The organism is Marinomonas profundimaris (genome assembly GCF_000508165.1).
In the GTDB taxonomy this organism is placed as follows: Bacteria; Pseudomonadota; Gammaproteobacteria; order Pseudomonadales; family Marinomonadaceae; genus Marinomonas; species Marinomonas profundimaris.
In genome coordinates, this window is sequence record NZ_AYOZ01000012.1 from 1 (window position 1) to 16,153 (window position 16,153).

At 46.1% G+C, this 16,153-nt stretch carries 15 protein-coding genes; 3 read left to right on the top strand and 12 right to left on the bottom strand.

The window, feature by feature from the left end; translation table 11 throughout:
• Positions 1-173 precede the first annotated feature (173 nt).
• The 9 genes from D104_RS26205 to D104_RS26245 form a co-directional block, all read right to left on the bottom strand.
• A complete protein-coding gene (locus D104_RS26205) occupies positions 174-1,184 on the bottom strand; it encodes a pectinesterase family protein (RefSeq protein ID WP_051997746.1) in 1,011 nt (336 codons plus the stop codon).
• A 189-nt stretch (positions 1,185-1,373) separates the two neighbouring features.
• The gene (locus D104_RS26210) at positions 1,374-2,009 is read right to left on the bottom strand and encodes an RpiB/LacA/LacB family sugar-phosphate isomerase (RefSeq protein WP_024023612.1); all 636 of its coding nucleotides are present in this window, start codon (positions 2,007-2,009) and stop codon (positions 1,374-1,376) included.
• 73 nt (positions 2,010-2,082) lie between these two features.
• Positions 2,083-2,403, bottom strand: coding sequence for a cupin domain-containing protein (locus D104_RS26215; RefSeq protein ID WP_024023613.1), 321 nt, complete (start codon positions 2,401-2,403; stop codon positions 2,083-2,085).
• A gap of 159 nt (positions 2,404-2,562) precedes the next feature.
• Positions 2,563-3,342 carry a DNA-binding transcriptional regulator KdgR gene (gene kdgR / locus D104_RS26220; RefSeq protein WP_024023614.1) on the bottom strand — a complete coding sequence of 260 codons (780 nt, stop codon included), beginning with the start codon at positions 3,340-3,342 and terminating at the stop codon, positions 2,563-2,565.
• A 120-nt stretch (positions 3,343-3,462) separates the two neighbouring features.
• The gene (gene kduD, locus D104_RS26225) at positions 3,463-4,221 is read right to left on the bottom strand and encodes a 2-dehydro-3-deoxy-D-gluconate 5-dehydrogenase KduD (protein ID WP_024023615.1); all 759 of its coding nucleotides are present in this window, start codon (positions 4,219-4,221) and stop codon (positions 3,463-3,465) included.
• A 72-nt stretch (positions 4,222-4,293) separates the two neighbouring features.
• Positions 4,294-5,580: an ABC transporter substrate-binding protein gene (locus tag D104_RS26230; RefSeq protein ID WP_024023616.1), complete on the bottom strand. Its 1,287-nt coding sequence runs from the start codon at positions 5,578-5,580 to the stop codon at positions 4,294-4,296.
• 21 nt (positions 5,581-5,601) lie between these two features.
• On the bottom strand, positions 5,602-6,735 hold the full coding sequence (locus tag D104_RS26235; RefSeq protein ID WP_024023617.1) for an ABC transporter ATP-binding protein: 1,134 nt from the start codon (positions 6,733-6,735) through the stop codon (positions 5,602-5,604).
• A gap of 10 nt (positions 6,736-6,745) precedes the next feature.
• Positions 6,746-7,657 carry a carbohydrate ABC transporter permease gene (locus D104_RS26240; protein ID WP_024023618.1) on the bottom strand — a complete coding sequence of 304 codons (912 nt, stop codon included), beginning with the start codon at positions 7,655-7,657 and terminating at the stop codon, positions 6,746-6,748.
• A 2-nt stretch (positions 7,658-7,659) separates the two neighbouring features.
• Positions 7,660-8,541: a carbohydrate ABC transporter permease gene (locus D104_RS26245; RefSeq protein WP_024023619.1), complete on the bottom strand. Its 882-nt coding sequence runs from the start codon at positions 8,539-8,541 to the stop codon at positions 7,660-7,662.
• 248 nt (positions 8,542-8,789) lie between these two features.
• On the opposite strand from D104_RS26245, the gene D104_RS26250 reads away from it, so the two are divergent.
• Positions 8,790-9,938 (top strand): oligogalacturonate lyase family protein, encoded by a 1,149-nt coding sequence (locus D104_RS26250; protein WP_024023620.1) that lies wholly within the window; start codon positions 8,790-8,792, stop codon positions 9,936-9,938.
• Positions 9,939-10,069: 131 nt separating this feature from the next.
• On the opposite strand, the gene glmS is transcribed toward D104_RS26250, so the two are convergent.
• Together glmS and glmU are read right to left on the bottom strand one after the other, a co-directional pair.
• Complete coding sequence (glmS, locus tag D104_RS26255; RefSeq protein ID WP_024023621.1) at positions 10,070-11,896, bottom strand: glutamine--fructose-6-phosphate transaminase (isomerizing); 1,827 nt, start codon at positions 11,894-11,896, stop codon at positions 10,070-10,072.
• Between the two features lie 124 nt (positions 11,897-12,020).
• Complete coding sequence (gene glmU / locus D104_RS26260) at positions 12,021-13,382, bottom strand: bifunctional UDP-N-acetylglucosamine diphosphorylase/glucosamine-1-phosphate N-acetyltransferase GlmU (protein WP_024023622.1); 1,362 nt, start codon at positions 13,380-13,382, stop codon at positions 12,021-12,023.
• 330 nt (positions 13,383-13,712) lie between these two features.
• Between glmU and D104_RS26270 the strand changes: the two genes are divergently transcribed.
• Entirely contained in the window at positions 13,713-14,273 is a 561-nt protein-coding gene (locus tag D104_RS26270) for an MSMEG_1061 family FMN-dependent PPOX-type flavoprotein (protein ID WP_024023624.1), read from the top strand.
• Between the two features lie 87 nt (positions 14,274-14,360).
• Here D104_RS26270 and D104_RS26275 read toward each other — a convergent pair whose 3' ends face one another.
• Positions 14,361-15,281, bottom strand: coding sequence for a LysR family transcriptional regulator (locus D104_RS26275; protein ID WP_024023625.1), 921 nt, complete (start codon positions 15,279-15,281; stop codon positions 14,361-14,363).
• Between the two features lie 168 nt (positions 15,282-15,449).
• Here D104_RS26275 and D104_RS26280 point away from each other — a divergent pair, with 168 nt between their 5' ends.
• Positions 15,450-16,043, top strand: a complete 594-nt coding sequence (locus D104_RS26280; protein ID WP_024023626.1) for an FMN-dependent NADH-azoreductase — start codon at positions 15,450-15,452, stop codon at positions 16,041-16,043.
• Positions 16,044-16,153: the final 110 nt, after the last annotated feature.

The following is a 16,153-nucleotide window of genomic DNA, read 5'->3' on the forward strand; positions in this document are numbered from 1 at the left end:
TCGTGATTCATCTTTTATGTAGGTCGTGCTTTAGCGCGACAAGGGTTTTGTGTAGGTCGTGCTTTAGCGCGACAAGGGTTGTGTGTAGGTCGTGCTTGAGCGCGTCATGGAAGCGATGGGGTCTGCCTGAAGGCCGACCTACAGGTGATTTGTTTTATGGTCGTGATTCATCTTTATGTAGGTCGTGATTTATCGCGACAAGGAAGTTTTGTAAAGATTGGATGCTTTTTGTCGGCCTGAAGACCGACGTTTTGATTCGCACCAGAACCATAATTATTCGCTTCATGAAACCTCGCGTCTTTGTCGGGCTGAAAATATCGTTTACTGCCATCTTTGGCGAGTCCGTGCATTTTGTCCCAGCCGTAAATATGGTCGTCGAGTTCGCATTCTATAAACACGGCTTTGCCGATGGCGTCTGGGTCGGCGTAACGCCCATCATCAAATGTTTTGGTTGGGTGCCAAGGTCGGCCTAATGCGTAGCTGTGCTTTGGCACTTGGTTGTTTTCTCGTATCACGCGACAACGCAAAAACGTCAGGCCGTTATCTTGATGAATCGAGGTACTTGGCGCGGCGATATAACCCCACACTTTGCTTTGGCTCGGCCACGCTCGACACACAATGTCGCAGCGTTCAATCAGGCTTTCCCCACAACCAAACACAAAGTCGATATTACCGCTGATCTTGCAATGGGTGAGATGGCTTTTTTTGCCTTGCGTGCAAAAGGTGTCTTGATAGCTTTCTAGGTTTACGTGTTCCAGAAAAACATGGTCACTTTTATCACTCAAAAGCAGTGCGATGGCCTGAGGGTGCATTGTCTTTGTCGGATCATCTGGGTGTTTTAATGCATTTTTGATGTAGTCCCATTGATTCACTATAGACAGTTTCTTCAGCGTAATGGAAACGGCGGCGACTTCGACCACACGACTTCCCAATGTGCTGACCAATTGCCCGCCGTGTTCCAGCATGCCAGCACACACTTGTGCGTAGATGATCGTTGATTCTGCGCCCGCGCCGACGATTTCGACGTTATCCCGCCGAATACAAACGCGCTCATGGTAGCGGCCTGCGTGAATATGAATGCGATAAAGCGAGCCATCCTTCGGCGCGGCGTCCAGTGCGGCTTGAAGACTAGCAAAATGATCGGGCTGATCCTCTAAAGACACAACGGCGTGAAAGACATCCATGCTTTGCTCCTGTTTTTCCATGGCGGATTTTCTAATGTATTTTTTATCACAGCTTTTTATTTCAAGGCGTTCAGTTAAAAACCAGCAAGGTCTTCGGGGAAAGTGATAAACAAAAAAAGAGAGAATGCCGTAACAGCATTCTCTCTTTCTTTTTCGCGCTCACCTTGTAATTATTTTTAATAATAAAAACTATAACAAGGAGCGCACGTACGCTTCGATTTCAGGGCTCTGACCGTTTTCAAAAAAGCACGCTTGGAAACGTTCACCCGTCACCGCTGTTTTTACCAATTCTTGGTCGATGGCTTTCAATGTATCCAAATAATTGTCTTTGGTGATCGCCGCTTTGACTTGATTCAAAATACCCGCATTGCGCACTTGTGGCTCTTTACGTTCAACAGGATACCCTTCGCCCCGTGGCCCCGTGAAGGCTTTTTCGAAAATATAACGCGCGTTTAATTCGGCTGCCCAACCAAAACCTTTTGCGAACGCCATCGCAATCGCGTTGCCGTTATTAATCTGGTTGAACAAAAAGGCATCCGAAGGTTCTAGACAGTAACCACACAAAACCCCAGGGTGCGCGTTCAGCGACATCATCGACCCTTGGCCTGTGCCACAACCCGATACGACGAAGTCCACTGCGTTTGAGTTCAATAACAAGCTCGCCATAATACCCAAATGAATATACGTCAGGTGATGATCGTTATCGTCACTCATGCCAACATTATAAACATCGTGATTCAGTGGCGCGGCAACCGCATTAAGTTGCTCCAAGATCATTGGGTTTTTGCCCGCTTGGCTGTTTTCCATCATCAGTGCAATTTTCATTATTCACTCCAGAATTCCGTTTTTAGAATTCGTTAAATATGGATTGGTTCTTAATAAAAGGGAACAAGCCGTATCACAAAAAGTCTTTGCGTACCGGCGTAAAGTTATCCAGCAAAACACCCGGTTCCAAACACAAACAACCGTGCATCACATTTGGCTCTTTATAGAGCGCATCACCTGCCGTGACGATTTTGGTTTCGTCACCAATTGTGAACTCAAATTTACCGGATAAAACATAGGTTAATTGTTCATGTGGATGCTTGTGCAAGGGGCCGACTGCGCCTTTTTCAAAATGCACTTCAACGGCCATGATGTTATCGGAATACGCCATTATTTTGCGTGAAACACCTGCACCCAGATCTTCTAGAGGAACATCGTTATTGTAGACAAACATAGGACAACTCTTTGTATTCTTGTTTTAGACCTTCACACTATAGCAGCATTAGAAAACACTATTCAATCTTTTATGAAAAGCCGTTTCATTTATTTTTTTAACGCATAAAAAAAGCAGGTAACGAGATCGTTCCTGCTTTTTAGAAGCGCTAAAGAAGAATTACTTGGTATAGCCTAATTTTGCAGAGACTTTCGCTGCCGCTTCTTGTAACAAGCCAACGTATTTTTCAAACTTTTCAGGTGTATGGCGCAAGGTAGGAAAAGACAAGCTCAGTCCTGCGATCACATTGCCTAAACGATCATAAATAGGCGCGCCAATACAACGAAGGCCTTCTTCTTGCTCTTCGTTATCCACGCCATAGCCCAAGGCTTTTACTTCTTTCAATTCCACTAAAAGCGAATCGATTGAACGGTGTGTTTTCGAGGTAGAAGGCACAAAATCCGTCTGTGCCAGAACGTCTCGTACATAGCTTTCTGGTCGTTCTGCCAAGAGCACTTTACCAATTGCCGTAGAATACAACGGATTACGACCACCAACACGAGACTGCATGCGCAGGTTATATTGAGCGTCCACCTTGAAGATATACACAATGTTGTCGCCGTCACGAATACCAAGGTGAAGCGCTTCTTTTGTTTGCTCACCAATGGCCGCCATGTAAGGTTCGGTTAACGCGACCAAATCTACGTGTTCCAACGCTTTGGCGCTCACTTCAAACAACTTAAGCGTCAAAGAATACCGATCATCGTCGCCTTCTTGACGAACAAATCCGAGCATTTTCATCGTTTGCAGAAAACGATACACAGTACTCTTAGACGTCATAACGATTTGGGACAGTTCGGTAACGCCCAACGATTTGTGATCCGCCAGCGCATTTAAGATGGCAAACACCTTCATGACCGACGATACGGGTTCGATTTGTTGATTATTCTCTTCTTTCATAATAAGTTTCATTTTTTTTGAAATGTGATTTTGCGATTGTAGAGTAATTTTTTATACATAGAAATCCCAAGATGACAAAATGAAACCGAATCGACCGCTATCGCTACAAAAATATGACCACTAACGCGCCAACCAGCCACCATCCACCGCAATGGTGTAACCGTTTACATAACGAGACGCCTCTGACGCCAAAAACACAATTGGCCCCGCCATATCGCCAGGCGTTCCCCATCGACCCGCTGGGATACGTCCCAAAATTTCGCTAGAGCGATCTTCATCGGCGCGCAATGCAGACGTGTTGTCTGTCGCCATATAACCTGGTGCAATGCCGTTCACATTGATGCCATGTTGCGCCCATTCGTTTGCCATCAAACGCGTCACGCCCATCACGCCGCTTTTGGAAGCAGTATAAGAAGGCACTCGAATGCCGCCCTGATAAGACAACATGGACGCAATATTGATAATATTACCGCCCGTTCCCTGAGCCATAATTTGCTTAGCAAAGCCCTGAGACATAAAAAAGACCGCTTTAATATTGAGATCCATCACGTCGTCCCAGTCTTTTTCCGTAAAATCAATCGCATCATTTCGACGAATAATACCGGCGTTATTCACTAGAATGTCCACTTTACCAAACGCCAACACCGCTTCTTTCATGACTAAATCAACGCTGTCCAGTTTGCTCATGTCCGCAATAACACTGTGAAATTTCCGACCCGTTTTTGCCATTAGCTCAATGGTTTCTGTTGGAACACTGCGATTGACTCCCACAATGTCCGCGCCCGCATTGGCCAGCGCCAGCGCCATGCCTTGGCCCAATCCGGTATTACAGCCAGTGACAATCGCCACTTTATTACTCAAATCAAACATTTCTTGCATACATCTCACCTAGTCACTTTTTTAAATCACGAAAAAGCGCCATCCCTTTTTCAAAGGAATGACGCTTCTCTGCTATCGCATTGCTCTGCGTAGAATACGGTTGCCTTTCGACATAAAGTCTTTCGCGGCGTCTTCGACACTGATGTCACCTTGGTCCATTTTTTCCATCATTTCTTCGAACAAACCTAAAAACCTTGGGTTTTCAAAATGCGCTGACGTCAAAATATGCTTTGGCAAATCGTTAATTTGTGACAAACCCGCCACCGATAAATCGTCGTCTTTGATGGTGCCATCCAACGACAATGCTCGACGCGCTGCCAAACTCAGTGGCACACCACGCGCCAGTCCCATCGCGTTGTAACCCGCTGGTTCATTTAAGATAAAGTTAATCAACTTCGCCGCGTCTTCTGGATTCTCAGAATTCTTACCGATCGAAAACATTTGCGCAGGCTTATAAAACAAACCCGCGTCTTTAGAGCCTTTTAGCATCGGATAGAAGCCCAACTCCAACGACATAGGTGGTTTCAAGTTGTCGTTGTATTTATTGATAGCGGAGTTCCACATGTACACGCCCGCCCATTGGCCATTGATCCACGGCTTATGTTCGTACAGGTTCGCCTTGCCAAAACCGGCAACGTATTTGCTGCTCGGCGCCACATGGTTTTTGATCATGTCCGCGTACATCTGGAAAAACTCCAGCATTTGCGCTTCGGAATAGGCGATTTTTTTATTCACGTCATCCACCATTGGAATACCGTATTTCTGAACCATAAAGGAACGGTTCATCGCGATAACATCACGACCTTCTAGGATGATTGGAAAGTATTCGTCACCAAGTTTTTCTTTGAAAATCGGCCCCGCTTTCATGATGTCATCCCAGCTGACTGGGTACGCCAATCCCGCTCTGTCCCATGTGTCTTTATTGAAATAAAACACGCGAGCTGCCATCGAAATAGGCAGACCGTTCAACTTGCCGTCATTCGTTCCAGCCGCTAAGGCACTTTCGTCAAATTGCGACAAATCAAGCACATCGCTGTAGTCAAGAAGGTCTTTAAAACCATCTCCTCGAGCCGAGAAAATGGGCATCCAATTCCAGTTTGTTTGCATCACATCCGGTTCCGTATTACCGGCAATTTGCGTGGTTAAGCGCTCTAAATGACCACCCCAACCCGTGTATTCCGTTTTTACGGAAATAGTGGGATTGGCCTTTTCAAATTCTTTTACCGCGTCGTTGGTGGCCGCGTGACGAGAGTTTCCGCCCCACCACGACATGCGTAGTTCTTCAGCGTTTGCATTTACACTCACCATCGACCCAACAGAAGCGATGCCAACTAAGAAAGCGATTGTTTTTATTTTCATGCCTTTTTTCCTCGTTAGTGATTAAAGAGAGATATTTCTCTCCGTTTCTTTATCAAAAATGTGCGCGTTGCTCATTTCGAAATGAAAGGTTTGTTCTTTGCCGATGGCGTCCTGCAGTTTGGCTTCCACCACATCGGACGGCACTCGCGTACAGAGTTCTCGGCCTTCTACGGTGAAATGCACATAAAACTCCGCGCCCATGTTTTCCATTCGAACAATGGTTCCGGTGATAATTTCGTCTTGTGGTGACGTTTCGTCGGCCAATTTGATGAACTCAGGGCGAATGCCGAACACTACGTTTTCGGTAAAATTGACCAAGACCTTTTGCAGTTTTTCATCCGGTAATGCCAAGATCTGTGACGCTAACGCCAGATGACACTTGCCTTCGCCCGCGCGGTCTAATCGCGTTTCAATCATGTTCATTTCGGGCGCACCGATGAACCCCGCGACGAACAAATTCGTCGGGTATTTGTATAAGTTGGCGGGGGTATCGACCTGCATAATATGGCCGTCTTTCATCACACAAATACGATCGCCCATGGTCATGGCTTCGGTTTGATCGTGCGTAACATAGACGCTGGTTGCTGAACGATTGGTTTTTTTCAGTGTTTTGTGCAAATCCGAAATACGCACTCGCATGGACGCTCGCAATTTGGCGTCCAAATTGGACAACGGCTCGTCAAACAAGAAAACCTGCGGGCGTTTTACGATGGCGCGCCCCACGGCCACACGTTGGGCTTGCCCACCCGACAATTGACGCGGCAAGCGGTCTAACAAGTCCGTCAGCTCCAATAACTCGGCGGCTTCATTGACTTGCTTTTCGATGTCCGCCTTACTCACTTTGGCCAATTTCAAACCAAAACCTAAGTTTTCTCGCACACTCATGTGGGGGTACAAGGCGTAATTCTGGAACACCATGGCAATGCCACGATCTTTCGGTGGCAAACCATTCACGACTTTTCCACCAATGCTGATTGAACCGCCCGTGATCGATTCCAACCCCGCTAACATGCGCAACGTGGTGGATTTTGCACAACCGGACGGCCCGATAACCACGAGGAATTCACCGTCTTGGATTTCAAGGTTAATACCATGAACCGCTTTGAAGCCGTTCGAATACACTTTGGTTAAATTTTCAAAGACAACTTTAGACATACTATTTCACCTATCCCTTAACGCCGCCGGACGAAATACCTTCTACGAAGTAATTCTGTGCGATGAGGAAAACAACAATTGACGGAACAATGGCAATCGATGCCATCGCCAAAATTTCATTCCACTGAGTCCCTTCTGTCACATCGATGGACAGTTTCAACGCCAAGGCGATGGGGTATTTTTCTACGCTGGAAATGTAAATAAGCGGGCCAAGGAAATCGTTCACAGACCACATGAACTGGAACAGCGCCACGGAAATAATCGCCGGTTTCAGCATTGGCACCACGATGTACCAAAGCAGCTGATACGAGTTACAACCGTCAATTTGCGCCGCTTCTTCCATGTCCGTGGGCAAACCACGCAGGAACTGAATCAACATGAAGACAAAAAAACCCTGCGTCGCGAACGCCATCGGAAGATACAAGGGCAAGTAGCTGTCTAACATGCCCATTTCACGGAACATTAAGTACTGAGGAATCAACAACACCGACGTAGGCAACAAGATGGTTGCGACCAAGGTCACAAACCAAAACTTCTTAAAAGGAATCTCAAAACGGGCGAAGCCATACGCCACAATCACCGACGAAATGACCGTCAAAATGACTTTCGGCACCACGTAATACAGTGTGTTAATGAAAAAGCGTCCGAAGGTGTATTCCGTTCCAGTTTTCCAACCATTGATAAAACCATCAAAAGAAAACTCTTTTGGCCAAAGGCTCAATGAACTGAAAATCTCGTGGTTTGGTTTGAACGCCGCCGAAAACATCCAAAATAACGGGTACAGCATCACCAATCCAAAAAACACCAAAATGACATAACGAATGCTCGCGCCAATTTTTTGCTTGCGCAGCTCCGCTCTTAATAAAGGATTATTTTTCATGTCCGCCGCCAGCGCGGCTTTCTCGGGAAAGATTTTATTCATTATTATTTTCCGCCCTTATCGCCAGAGTAGAACACCCAATACTTGGAGGATTTAAAAGAAATCGCGGTAAAAATCGCCACCGCAACAAACAACACCCAAGCAAGCGCACTGCCGTAGCCCAAATCAAAATACTTAAATGCCGTTTCATAGATGTACAGCGAGAACAAATACGTCGACTTGGCCGGACCGCCGCCCGTAATCACGTAAGGCGCGGTGAATTCTTGGAACGCTTGAGTGGTTTGCATAATGAAGTTGAAGAAGATCACCGGCGTGATCAGCGGAATGGTGATCTTGGTGAACATCTGCCATTTAGACGCACCATCAATCAGCGCGGCTTCGTATTGTGACTGCGGAACACTTTGCAACGCCGCCAAGAAAATTACCATGGCCGAGCCAAATTGCCAGACTCGCAATAACGTCACAGAAAACATGGCAAACACAGGTTCTCCCAACCAGGAAATGGCTTCGACGCCAAAAATTCCTAAGAAGTTATTCAGCAAGCCATCGAGCGAAAAGATCGCGCGCCAAAGCACGGCAATCGCCACACTGCTGCCTAAAATGGAAGGAATGTAATACGCCGTACGGAAGAATTTAATGCCGCGTAACTTGAAGTTCAGTACGAAGGCAATAAACAAGGCGAACGCCAATTTGAGAGGAATCGTCAGAAAAACATAAGCAAACGTCACCCACATAGACTGATAAAACGTTTCATCTTCCATCATGTAACGATAGTTATCTAAACCAATGTATTCCGGGGGATTGATTAGGTCATAGTCGGTAAAACTAATAATCAATGACGACAGAAAGGGAAAGGCAGTAAAAAGCAACAACCCAATAATATATGGACTGATGTACAGCAAACCTAAACGATGATTTTCATACATAAGGATCAACTCTAAATGTTATTTTTATTTGATGTTGTGAGCTCATACTAGAAGAAGAAATTAAAAATAACAACGATGATTTTATATTTTCAAAACACTTTTTCATTTTTATTGGTGATAATGGTTTTTTTTGATGATACTGTGTTCGTAACACGCTTTTTGAACCATACGAACAGAACCAACAAGGACGGTAACCCGTCCTTCGTACGAACAATTTCAACGCGCCAATAACAATAAGAGAGGAAATCATGTCACTTGGTAAAACAACGGCTTTGGCATTTCAGCGCACGACCGACGTCAATACAGGCTCGGTCGTTACTCAACTCACACCAGACAGCCACATATGCAATCGCAATTATTTCTATCAAAAATGCTTCACAAACGATGGCAATAAGCTGCTTATTTCCGCCGATTTTGATGCACACCGAAACTATCATTTACTCGACTTACAAACAGAAACCGCGACGCAACTCACTGAAGGCAAAGGTGACAACGTCTTCGGTGGCTTTTTAACCACGCAAGATGACGCCCTGATATTCGTCAAAAACAACCTGCAACTCATGCGAGTCGATTTGAAAACCCAAGAACATTCGGTGTTATACGAAGTGGCAAAAGGCTGGGTAGGTTATGGCACTTGGGTGCCCAATACGGCCTGCACGAAAGTCGTAGGCATCGAAATAAAAGAAAGCGATTACATGGAGCTAGACAGCTGGGGGAAATTTGCGCAGTTTTATCATCAAAAACCCCGCTGCCGATTGATCTCCATCAACCTAAAAACCGGTCAACGCACCACTGTTTTTGAAGAGAATATCTGGTTGGGCCATCCACTTTATCGACCAAACGACGACAACACCGTCGCCTTTTGCCACGAAGGCCCGCATGACTTGATTGAAACTCGCATGTGGATGATCGATGAAAACGGCGACAACATGCGCAAGGTGTATGAACAAAGCGAAGAAGAATCCTGCACGCACGAATTCTTTGTGCCAGACGGCTCGAAAATGATGTTTGTGTCTTATCGCCCAAATACCGACAAGCGCCAGCTGTGTTCTGTGAATGCTTCCACATTGGATTTTAAAGTAGAAATAGAAATGCCCGCGTGCAGCCATTTGATGAGCAATAACGACGGCACAATGGTGGTGGGAGACGGTTCTGGCACGCCAGTAGACGTTGCTGATAACACAGGCCACGGCATCGAAAATGACCCGAACCTGTATTTGATTGATTTAACAGACGCCAGTATTCGCCCTATTACAGAACACAACACCAGCTGGAAAGTACTGAATGGCGATCGACAAATCAACCATCCTCATCCTTCTTTTTCACCGGACAACAAGTCTGTGCTTTACAGCTCCGATGTAAATGGCACACCGGCCATTTACCTCGCCACACTGTAAAACACCGACTTTTTCAACGCGTTACTCTGCACGGTTTTGCCTAGCCTTTTTCTTCCTAGCCATGTTTCGTTCATGGTCCATGGCTAGGCTTTTTATTCTTTCAAATTCTCAAGATATTGATATTAAAATAATTATTCGACCGTGACTGATTTCGCTAGATTGCGTGGTTGGTCGACGTCTGTGCCTTTCACAACCGCGACGTGGTAAGACAACAACTGAAGTGGAATGGTATGAACAATCGGCTCAAGAATGCTGTCGACTTTTGGCACTTCGGTGAAGATGATATTTTCTTCGTTGTGCAGGTCGGTGTCTTTGTCGGCAAACACATACAATTCACCACCACGCGCTGCGACTTCCTGCAGGTTCGATTTCAGTTTATCCAACATGTCGTTGTGCGGAACGAGCGCGATGATTGGCATGTCCTCGTCCACCAAGGCCAATGGCCCGTGTTTCAATTCACCTGCTGGGTAAGCCTCAGCATGAATGTATGAGATCTCTTTCAGTTTCAACGACCCTTCCAACGCGATTGGGAACATGGTGCCACGACCCAAAAACAAGGCGTTGTTCTTGTTTGCAAATCGATCCGCCACGGCTTTTATGTGAGCATCTTGTAGCAAAGCATCGTTTACGTAGGCTGGCAAAGAGCGCATCGCTTGAACAAGCTCTTTCTCTTTTTCAGCAGACAACCCATTTTCCACCGCAATGGCCACGCTGGTAATAAGCAAAGCCGTTAATTGAGTGGTAAACGCTTTGGTGGACGCGACGCCAATTTCTGGGCCGGCGTTGGTCAATAACGTCAACGCAGATTCACGCACTAAGGTGCTGGATGGTACGTTACAAATGGCCAAGGTTGTCAAGTAACCCTGCTCTTTGGCCATGCGTAGAGCGGCCAGCGTGTCGGCGGTTTCACCCGATTGTGACAAGGTCAAAAATAAGGTTTTCTTCGGCACAGCGACTTTACGATAGCGGTACTCGCTTGCGACTTCGACGCTGCATGGAATGCCAGCCAAATCTTCGATCCAATACTTGGCAACCATACCCGCATGGTAACTGGTACCGCACGCGACGATATGAATGTTTTCCACTTCTTTTAGAAAGCCGGAATCGGCACCAAAACAACTGGTTAGTACTTTTGTTTCGCTGATACGACCTTCCAAGCACGCGCTGATCACTTTCGGTTGCTCGTAGATTTCTTTCATCATGTAATGACGAAATTCACCTTTGTCCGTGGCATCCACATTGTGATTAAACACGCTGATTGGGCGATCTTGCTGTTCACCTTTTTCATCATAAATAGTGACTTTGTCGCGAGAAACATCAACAACATCGCCTTCTTCTAGGAAGATGAATTGGTCAGTAACGTGCAGTAGCGCAAGTTGGTCAGACGCAACAAAGTTCTCTTCGATGCCAACACCCACAACAAGCGGGCTGCCTTTACGAGCGGCAATAAAGCGTTCGTTATCGTCTTTTTGAACCACTCCCAGAGCAAACGCTCCGTGCAATTTTGTTAGCGTGGCTTGTACGGCTTTCAGTAAATCTGGCTGTGTTTTTAATGCATCGTGGATAAGGTGAACAATAACTTCCGTGTCGGTTTCCGATTTGAATTCATAGCCTTTGGCTTTTAATTCACGGCGCAACGGTTCGTGGTTTTCAATAATGCCGTTATGCACCAACGCCAGATCATCGCCTGAAAAGTGTGGATGCGCGTTGGCTTCGGTTGGTTTACCGTGCGTTGCCCAGCGCGTGTGAGCAATGCCCATTTTCCCGTCTAAAGGCTGCGCGTCGAACTTGTCTTTCAAAGCTTGAACTTTGCCGACCGCGCGATGGGAAAACACACCATCTTGGTTGTTAATCGCAATACCGGATGAATCGTATCCACGGTATTCAAGGCGGCTTAAGCCTTCGATTAAAATTTTTGATACGTTACGACGAGCAATGGCGCCAACTATTCCGCACATGAGAGAATCCTTCTTTGAGTCTGCGAAAGGGGTCAGATCCCTTAAAAAAATAAAGTGTTCATACAATTCGAAAACATTCGTTTAAGGGATCTGACCCCTTTTGTCATTTGTTCACCGCGATCCGTTATTTTTTAATCGGTCGAGGCCAGTTGTCTTTGTTGGTTTGACGCGCACGGGCGAAGGCCAGCTGCTTTTCACCCACTTGTTTGGTGATGGTTGAACCCGCGGCGATGGTCGCGCCTTCCGCCACTTGCACCGGCGCTACCAATGAAGTGTTAGAACCAATGAATACGTTATCGGCCACTTGAGTGCGATGTTTATTGACGCCATCGTAATTGCAGGTAATGGTGCCAGCACCGACGTTGACATTCGCGCCCATTTCGGTGTCGCCAATGTAGCTTAAATGGTTGACCTTGCTGCCTTCACCAATGATGGCTTTTTTGGTTTCAACAAAGTTGCCGATTTTGGCGTTATTTGCCAGCTGTGTTCCTGGACGCAAGCGCGCAAATGGCCCGATGTCGCAATGTTCGCCCACTTGGCTGTCATCGATTAAGGTATTGCTCTTGATGATGGTGTTATCGCCAACCGTGCAGTTTTTGAGATGACAATTTGGGCCGATTTCAACACCACTGCCTAATACGACTTTGCCTTCAAAAACGCAATTCACATCAATAATAACATCATTGCCAGTGATCAATTCACCACGAACATCAATACGAGAGGGGTCCAATAACGTCGCGCCGTTTTGCATTAAGACAATGGCTTGCTGATGCTGCAGCTCTCGCTCCAAGGCCGCCAACTGTACTCGATCATTAACACCCGCCACTTCGGCTTCGCTTTCTGGGTTAACCGTTACAATGTCGACGCCATCACGGGCTGCCATGGCAATCACGTCTGTCAGGTAGTATTCGCCTTGTGCATTGTTATTCGTTAATGCCGCTAACCACGTTTGTAGATGGTTGTTTGGCGCAAGCAAGATGCCCGTGTTGACTTCTTGAATAGCAAGTTGGCCTTCTGACGCGTCTTTTTGTTCGACAATGGCGGTTACTTTGCCTTGTTCATTCCGCACAATGCGTCCGTAGCCTGTTGGGTTTTCAAGTGAAATGGTTAACAAGACCAAGCTATTAGACGTCGACAGCGCGGTCATTTTCTCTAACGTGCTAGCGCGAATAAGCGGAACATCGCCATAAAGTGTGAGCGTTGCGCCATCCGCCTGAAGAAAAGGAGCGACACGACGTAGTGCATCGCCGGTTCCTTGAGGATTATTTTGCCAAACGATATTGGCCGAAAAATCCTGACAATTGGCTTCGACTTGTTCGCCCTGATGCCCTACGACCAAATGCAGTTTGGCGTTGGGTAATAGGCTGGCAGTGGAAAGCACTCGCCTTACCATGGCGATACCACCTACTTTGTGCAAAACCTTGGAGAAAGCCGATTTCATTCGGCTACCCTTTCCGGCAGCAAGAATTACGATGTCCTGAGTCATGAAGCGTCCTTGTATGGCGTCTTTGAATAATGAATACATTGAAGATATGGCTATTAGACCTTTTTACCAAAAACGCCTCAACCCAAATTGTCAAAAATAAAATGACAATTTCTTTCCAAAATCATAAACCAATAATTTATAGCCATTTGAAGCCTATAGAACAAGAATATTGTCAGAAAATAATCAATACGACGATGAGGCGTTACGTGGCGGCGAAGCTAGTATAAAATAGCGTTCCAAGCACACTCTTCAATCGAGACAGCACCGACGTATGTCTGGCCAATACTCCATTGATCGCACCCAACGAAACCCATTTTTGAAAGGATTGGCATGAGTCAAATTACCGACCTAAAGCAACTTACGGAACGCTACAACGAGGTTCATCCTTTAGCACTGATCAAAGAAATTCCAGCGCTAGAAGAACACGCCATTACGTTCATAGGGAATTGTCCGTTTGTGATTTTATCGACGTCTGACAAAGATGGCTTTGCCGATGTGTCACCTCGTGGAGGAGACGCAGGATTTATAAAGGTATTGGATTCAAAAACCATCGCCTTTGCAGATTCCGCTGGCAATAATCGTTTGGATAGCTTGCGCAACATCGTAGAAAGACCGGAAATCGGTATGCTGTTCATGATTCCCGGTATTGGCGAGGTGGTTCGCGTCAAAGGAACCGCGAGCCTACACACTGACAGTGAATTGCTGGACTTGTTTTCAGAAAACAATAAACCACCTAAGCTTGTGGTCAAAATTGACGTGCATAAGTTACTGTTTCATTGCCCAAAAGCCATCGCCATTGCCAAGCTTTGGAGCGAAGACAACAAAGTAGACCGCACCTTCCTGCCTTCCCTGTTGCGCATTATTCAAGAGCAAACAGGCACCGCCGAATAAGAAACACAAAAGAACCGCATAAAAAAATCACCTTTGGGTGATTTTTTTATGCGGTTCTTTTATGCACTGGACGACGTGGTTTTCACTCTACACTAAGGGCTTCATGCCCGTACGGCTTGGACAAACATTGCACTCTGCTTGAAGCAGCTCGACAAGTAGCCTTGTCGCCGGTCCAGTGCGTTCCCCTTTGCCAAAGATGGCATACATGTGAAAACTGCGTTCGCTACCAGACACCAATTTCAATTTTTTCAGTTTGCCACTTTGCAACGCGTATTCTAGATCAGCTTTTGGTAACCAAGCGAAGCCAATACCGCTGGTGACAATCTCCAAAGCTGATTGAACGCTCGATACTGTCCAGCGTCGATCAGTGCCTAACCAACCCGCATCCACTGAGGATTCGGATGCAGAATCTCGAATGACAATTTGCAACTCTCGACTGAGTCGCTCGTTGTTAATAGGGTCAGTTTCTTTGTGCAAAACATGCCCGCTTCCCGCGACGGCGATCATTTCCACTTCAACAATTGGATCCGCAAGATAGCCTTTTGGCACCATTCCGCTGAGCACCAAATCTGGACTGCCTTTTCGCAACGCTTCTTCGCCACCACTTAGTACCGCTTCTTTTAATTGCACTTGCGTGCCTTGGCTTTGTGGTTCGAAGGCTTGCAATGCGCGCAATAAAGCCGGTGTCGGAAACGCTTGATCGACCACAAGCTCTAACTCAGGCTCCCAACCTTGCCCCAAAGTATGAGCCAACTCTTCTAGGTCGACGGCTTCTTTGATGAGATGACGAGAGCGACGCAACAAGACTTCACCGCGTTCCGTCAACTTAGCTTTGCGCCCTTCAATAATCAGCAAAGGGTAACCCAACTGTTCTTGCAGTTTAGCCACGGTATAACTAACGGACGACTGACTTTTATGCAGCGCTTCGGCCGCTTGAGCAAAGCCACCTTTGTCGACCACGGATTGCAATACTCGCCACTGCTCTAGGGTTACTCTTGGGGCTTTCACGGCGTTTCTCTTTTATGAATAGTATGAGCAAACAAAGTATCGTATTTTTCGATCAATATCTTCAAAAAATGTCACTTTTTTATCGAATAATTTGGTTATATGATGATTTCACTTTCAAGAAACAAGAGCCCAATAGGCTCAACAAATAATGATGGAGAATAAATTATTATGGCTACTCTACTGCGTATTGACTCTAGTGCTTCTGGCGAAAACTCAAAATCACGCCAACTAGCAAACGAATTCGTTGCAAAATGGTTAGCAAAAAATCCTAACGGCCAAGTTGTGGTTCGTGATGTTGATGCAAACCCACTCCCACACTTCACTAACGTGACACTTGGTGCCATGTTCACTCCAGAAGAAAATCGCACTGCAGAGCAAAAAGCCATTGTTGCGATCGGCGATGAATTGATCGGTGAATTAGAAGCCGCTGACGTTATTACAGTTTCTGCTCCTATGTACAACTTTGGTATTCCGTCTACCTTGAAGTCTTACTTCGACTACATTGCTCGCGCTGGCCGTACTTTCAAATACACAGAAACTGGCCCAGTTGGTTTGCTTAACAAAGACGCTTATGTATTTGTAGCAAGTGGCAGCTTCCTAGCGGAAACACCAATGGATCACCAAGTGCCTTACCTAAATACTTTCTTGGGCTTTGTTGGTATTACCGTAAAAGAAACCTTCATTGCAGGCGGCCAAGCACTGGGCGAACCTGGTGAAGCGTCTTTCAATAAAGCAAAAGCGCAAATCGCGGTTGCTGTTTAATTTCTACCGATTCCCTTTTGTAGATATTGCCCTTTGTCAGGCACAAAAAACCGATTAGAGTAATCTAATCGGTTTTCTTTTGTTACACACAGCGACAAGCCATGTGTTTT

Coding starts and splice junctions, on each gene's coding strand:
- D104_RS26205 (WP_051997746.1), bottom strand. CDS start 1,184: ATGGATGTCTTTCACGCCGTTGTGTCTTTAGAGGATCAGCCCGATCAT.
- D104_RS26210 (WP_024023612.1), bottom strand. CDS start 2,009: ATGAAAATTGCACTGATGATGGAAAACAGCCAAGCGGGCAAAAACCCA.
- D104_RS26215 (WP_024023613.1), bottom strand. CDS start 2,403: ATGTTTGTCTACAATAACGATGTTCCTCTAGAAGATCTGGGTGCAGGT.
- kdgR (WP_024023614.1), bottom strand. CDS start 3,342: ATGAAAGAAGAGAATAATCAACAAATCGAACCCGTATCGTCGGTCATG.
- kduD (WP_024023615.1), bottom strand. CDS start 4,221: ATGCAAGAAATGTTTGATTTGAGTAATAAAGTGGCGATTGTCACTGGC.
- D104_RS26230 (WP_024023616.1), bottom strand. CDS start 5,580: ATGAAAATAAAAACAATCGCTTTCTTAGTTGGCATCGCTTCTGTTGGG.
- D104_RS26235 (WP_024023617.1), bottom strand. CDS start 6,735: ATGTCTAAAGTTGTCTTTGAAAATTTAACCAAAGTGTATTCGAACGGC.
- D104_RS26240 (WP_024023618.1), bottom strand. CDS start 7,657: ATGAATAAAATCTTTCCCGAGAAAGCCGCGCTGGCGGCGGACATGAAA.
- D104_RS26245 (WP_024023619.1), bottom strand. CDS start 8,541: ATGTATGAAAATCATCGTTTAGGTTTGCTGTACATCAGTCCATATATT.
- D104_RS26250 (WP_024023620.1), top strand. CDS start 8,790: ATGTCACTTGGTAAAACAACGGCTTTGGCATTTCAGCGCACGACCGAC.
- glmS (WP_024023621.1), bottom strand. CDS start 11,896: ATGTGCGGAATAGTTGGCGCCATTGCTCGTCGTAACGTATCAAAAATT.
- glmU (WP_024023622.1), bottom strand. CDS start 13,382: ATGACTCAGGACATCGTAATTCTTGCTGCCGGAAAGGGTAGCCGAATG.
- D104_RS26270 (WP_024023624.1), top strand. CDS start 13,713: ATGAGTCAAATTACCGACCTAAAGCAACTTACGGAACGCTACAACGAG.
- D104_RS26280 (WP_024023626.1), top strand. CDS start 15,450: ATGGCTACTCTACTGCGTATTGACTCTAGTGCTTCTGGCGAAAACTCA.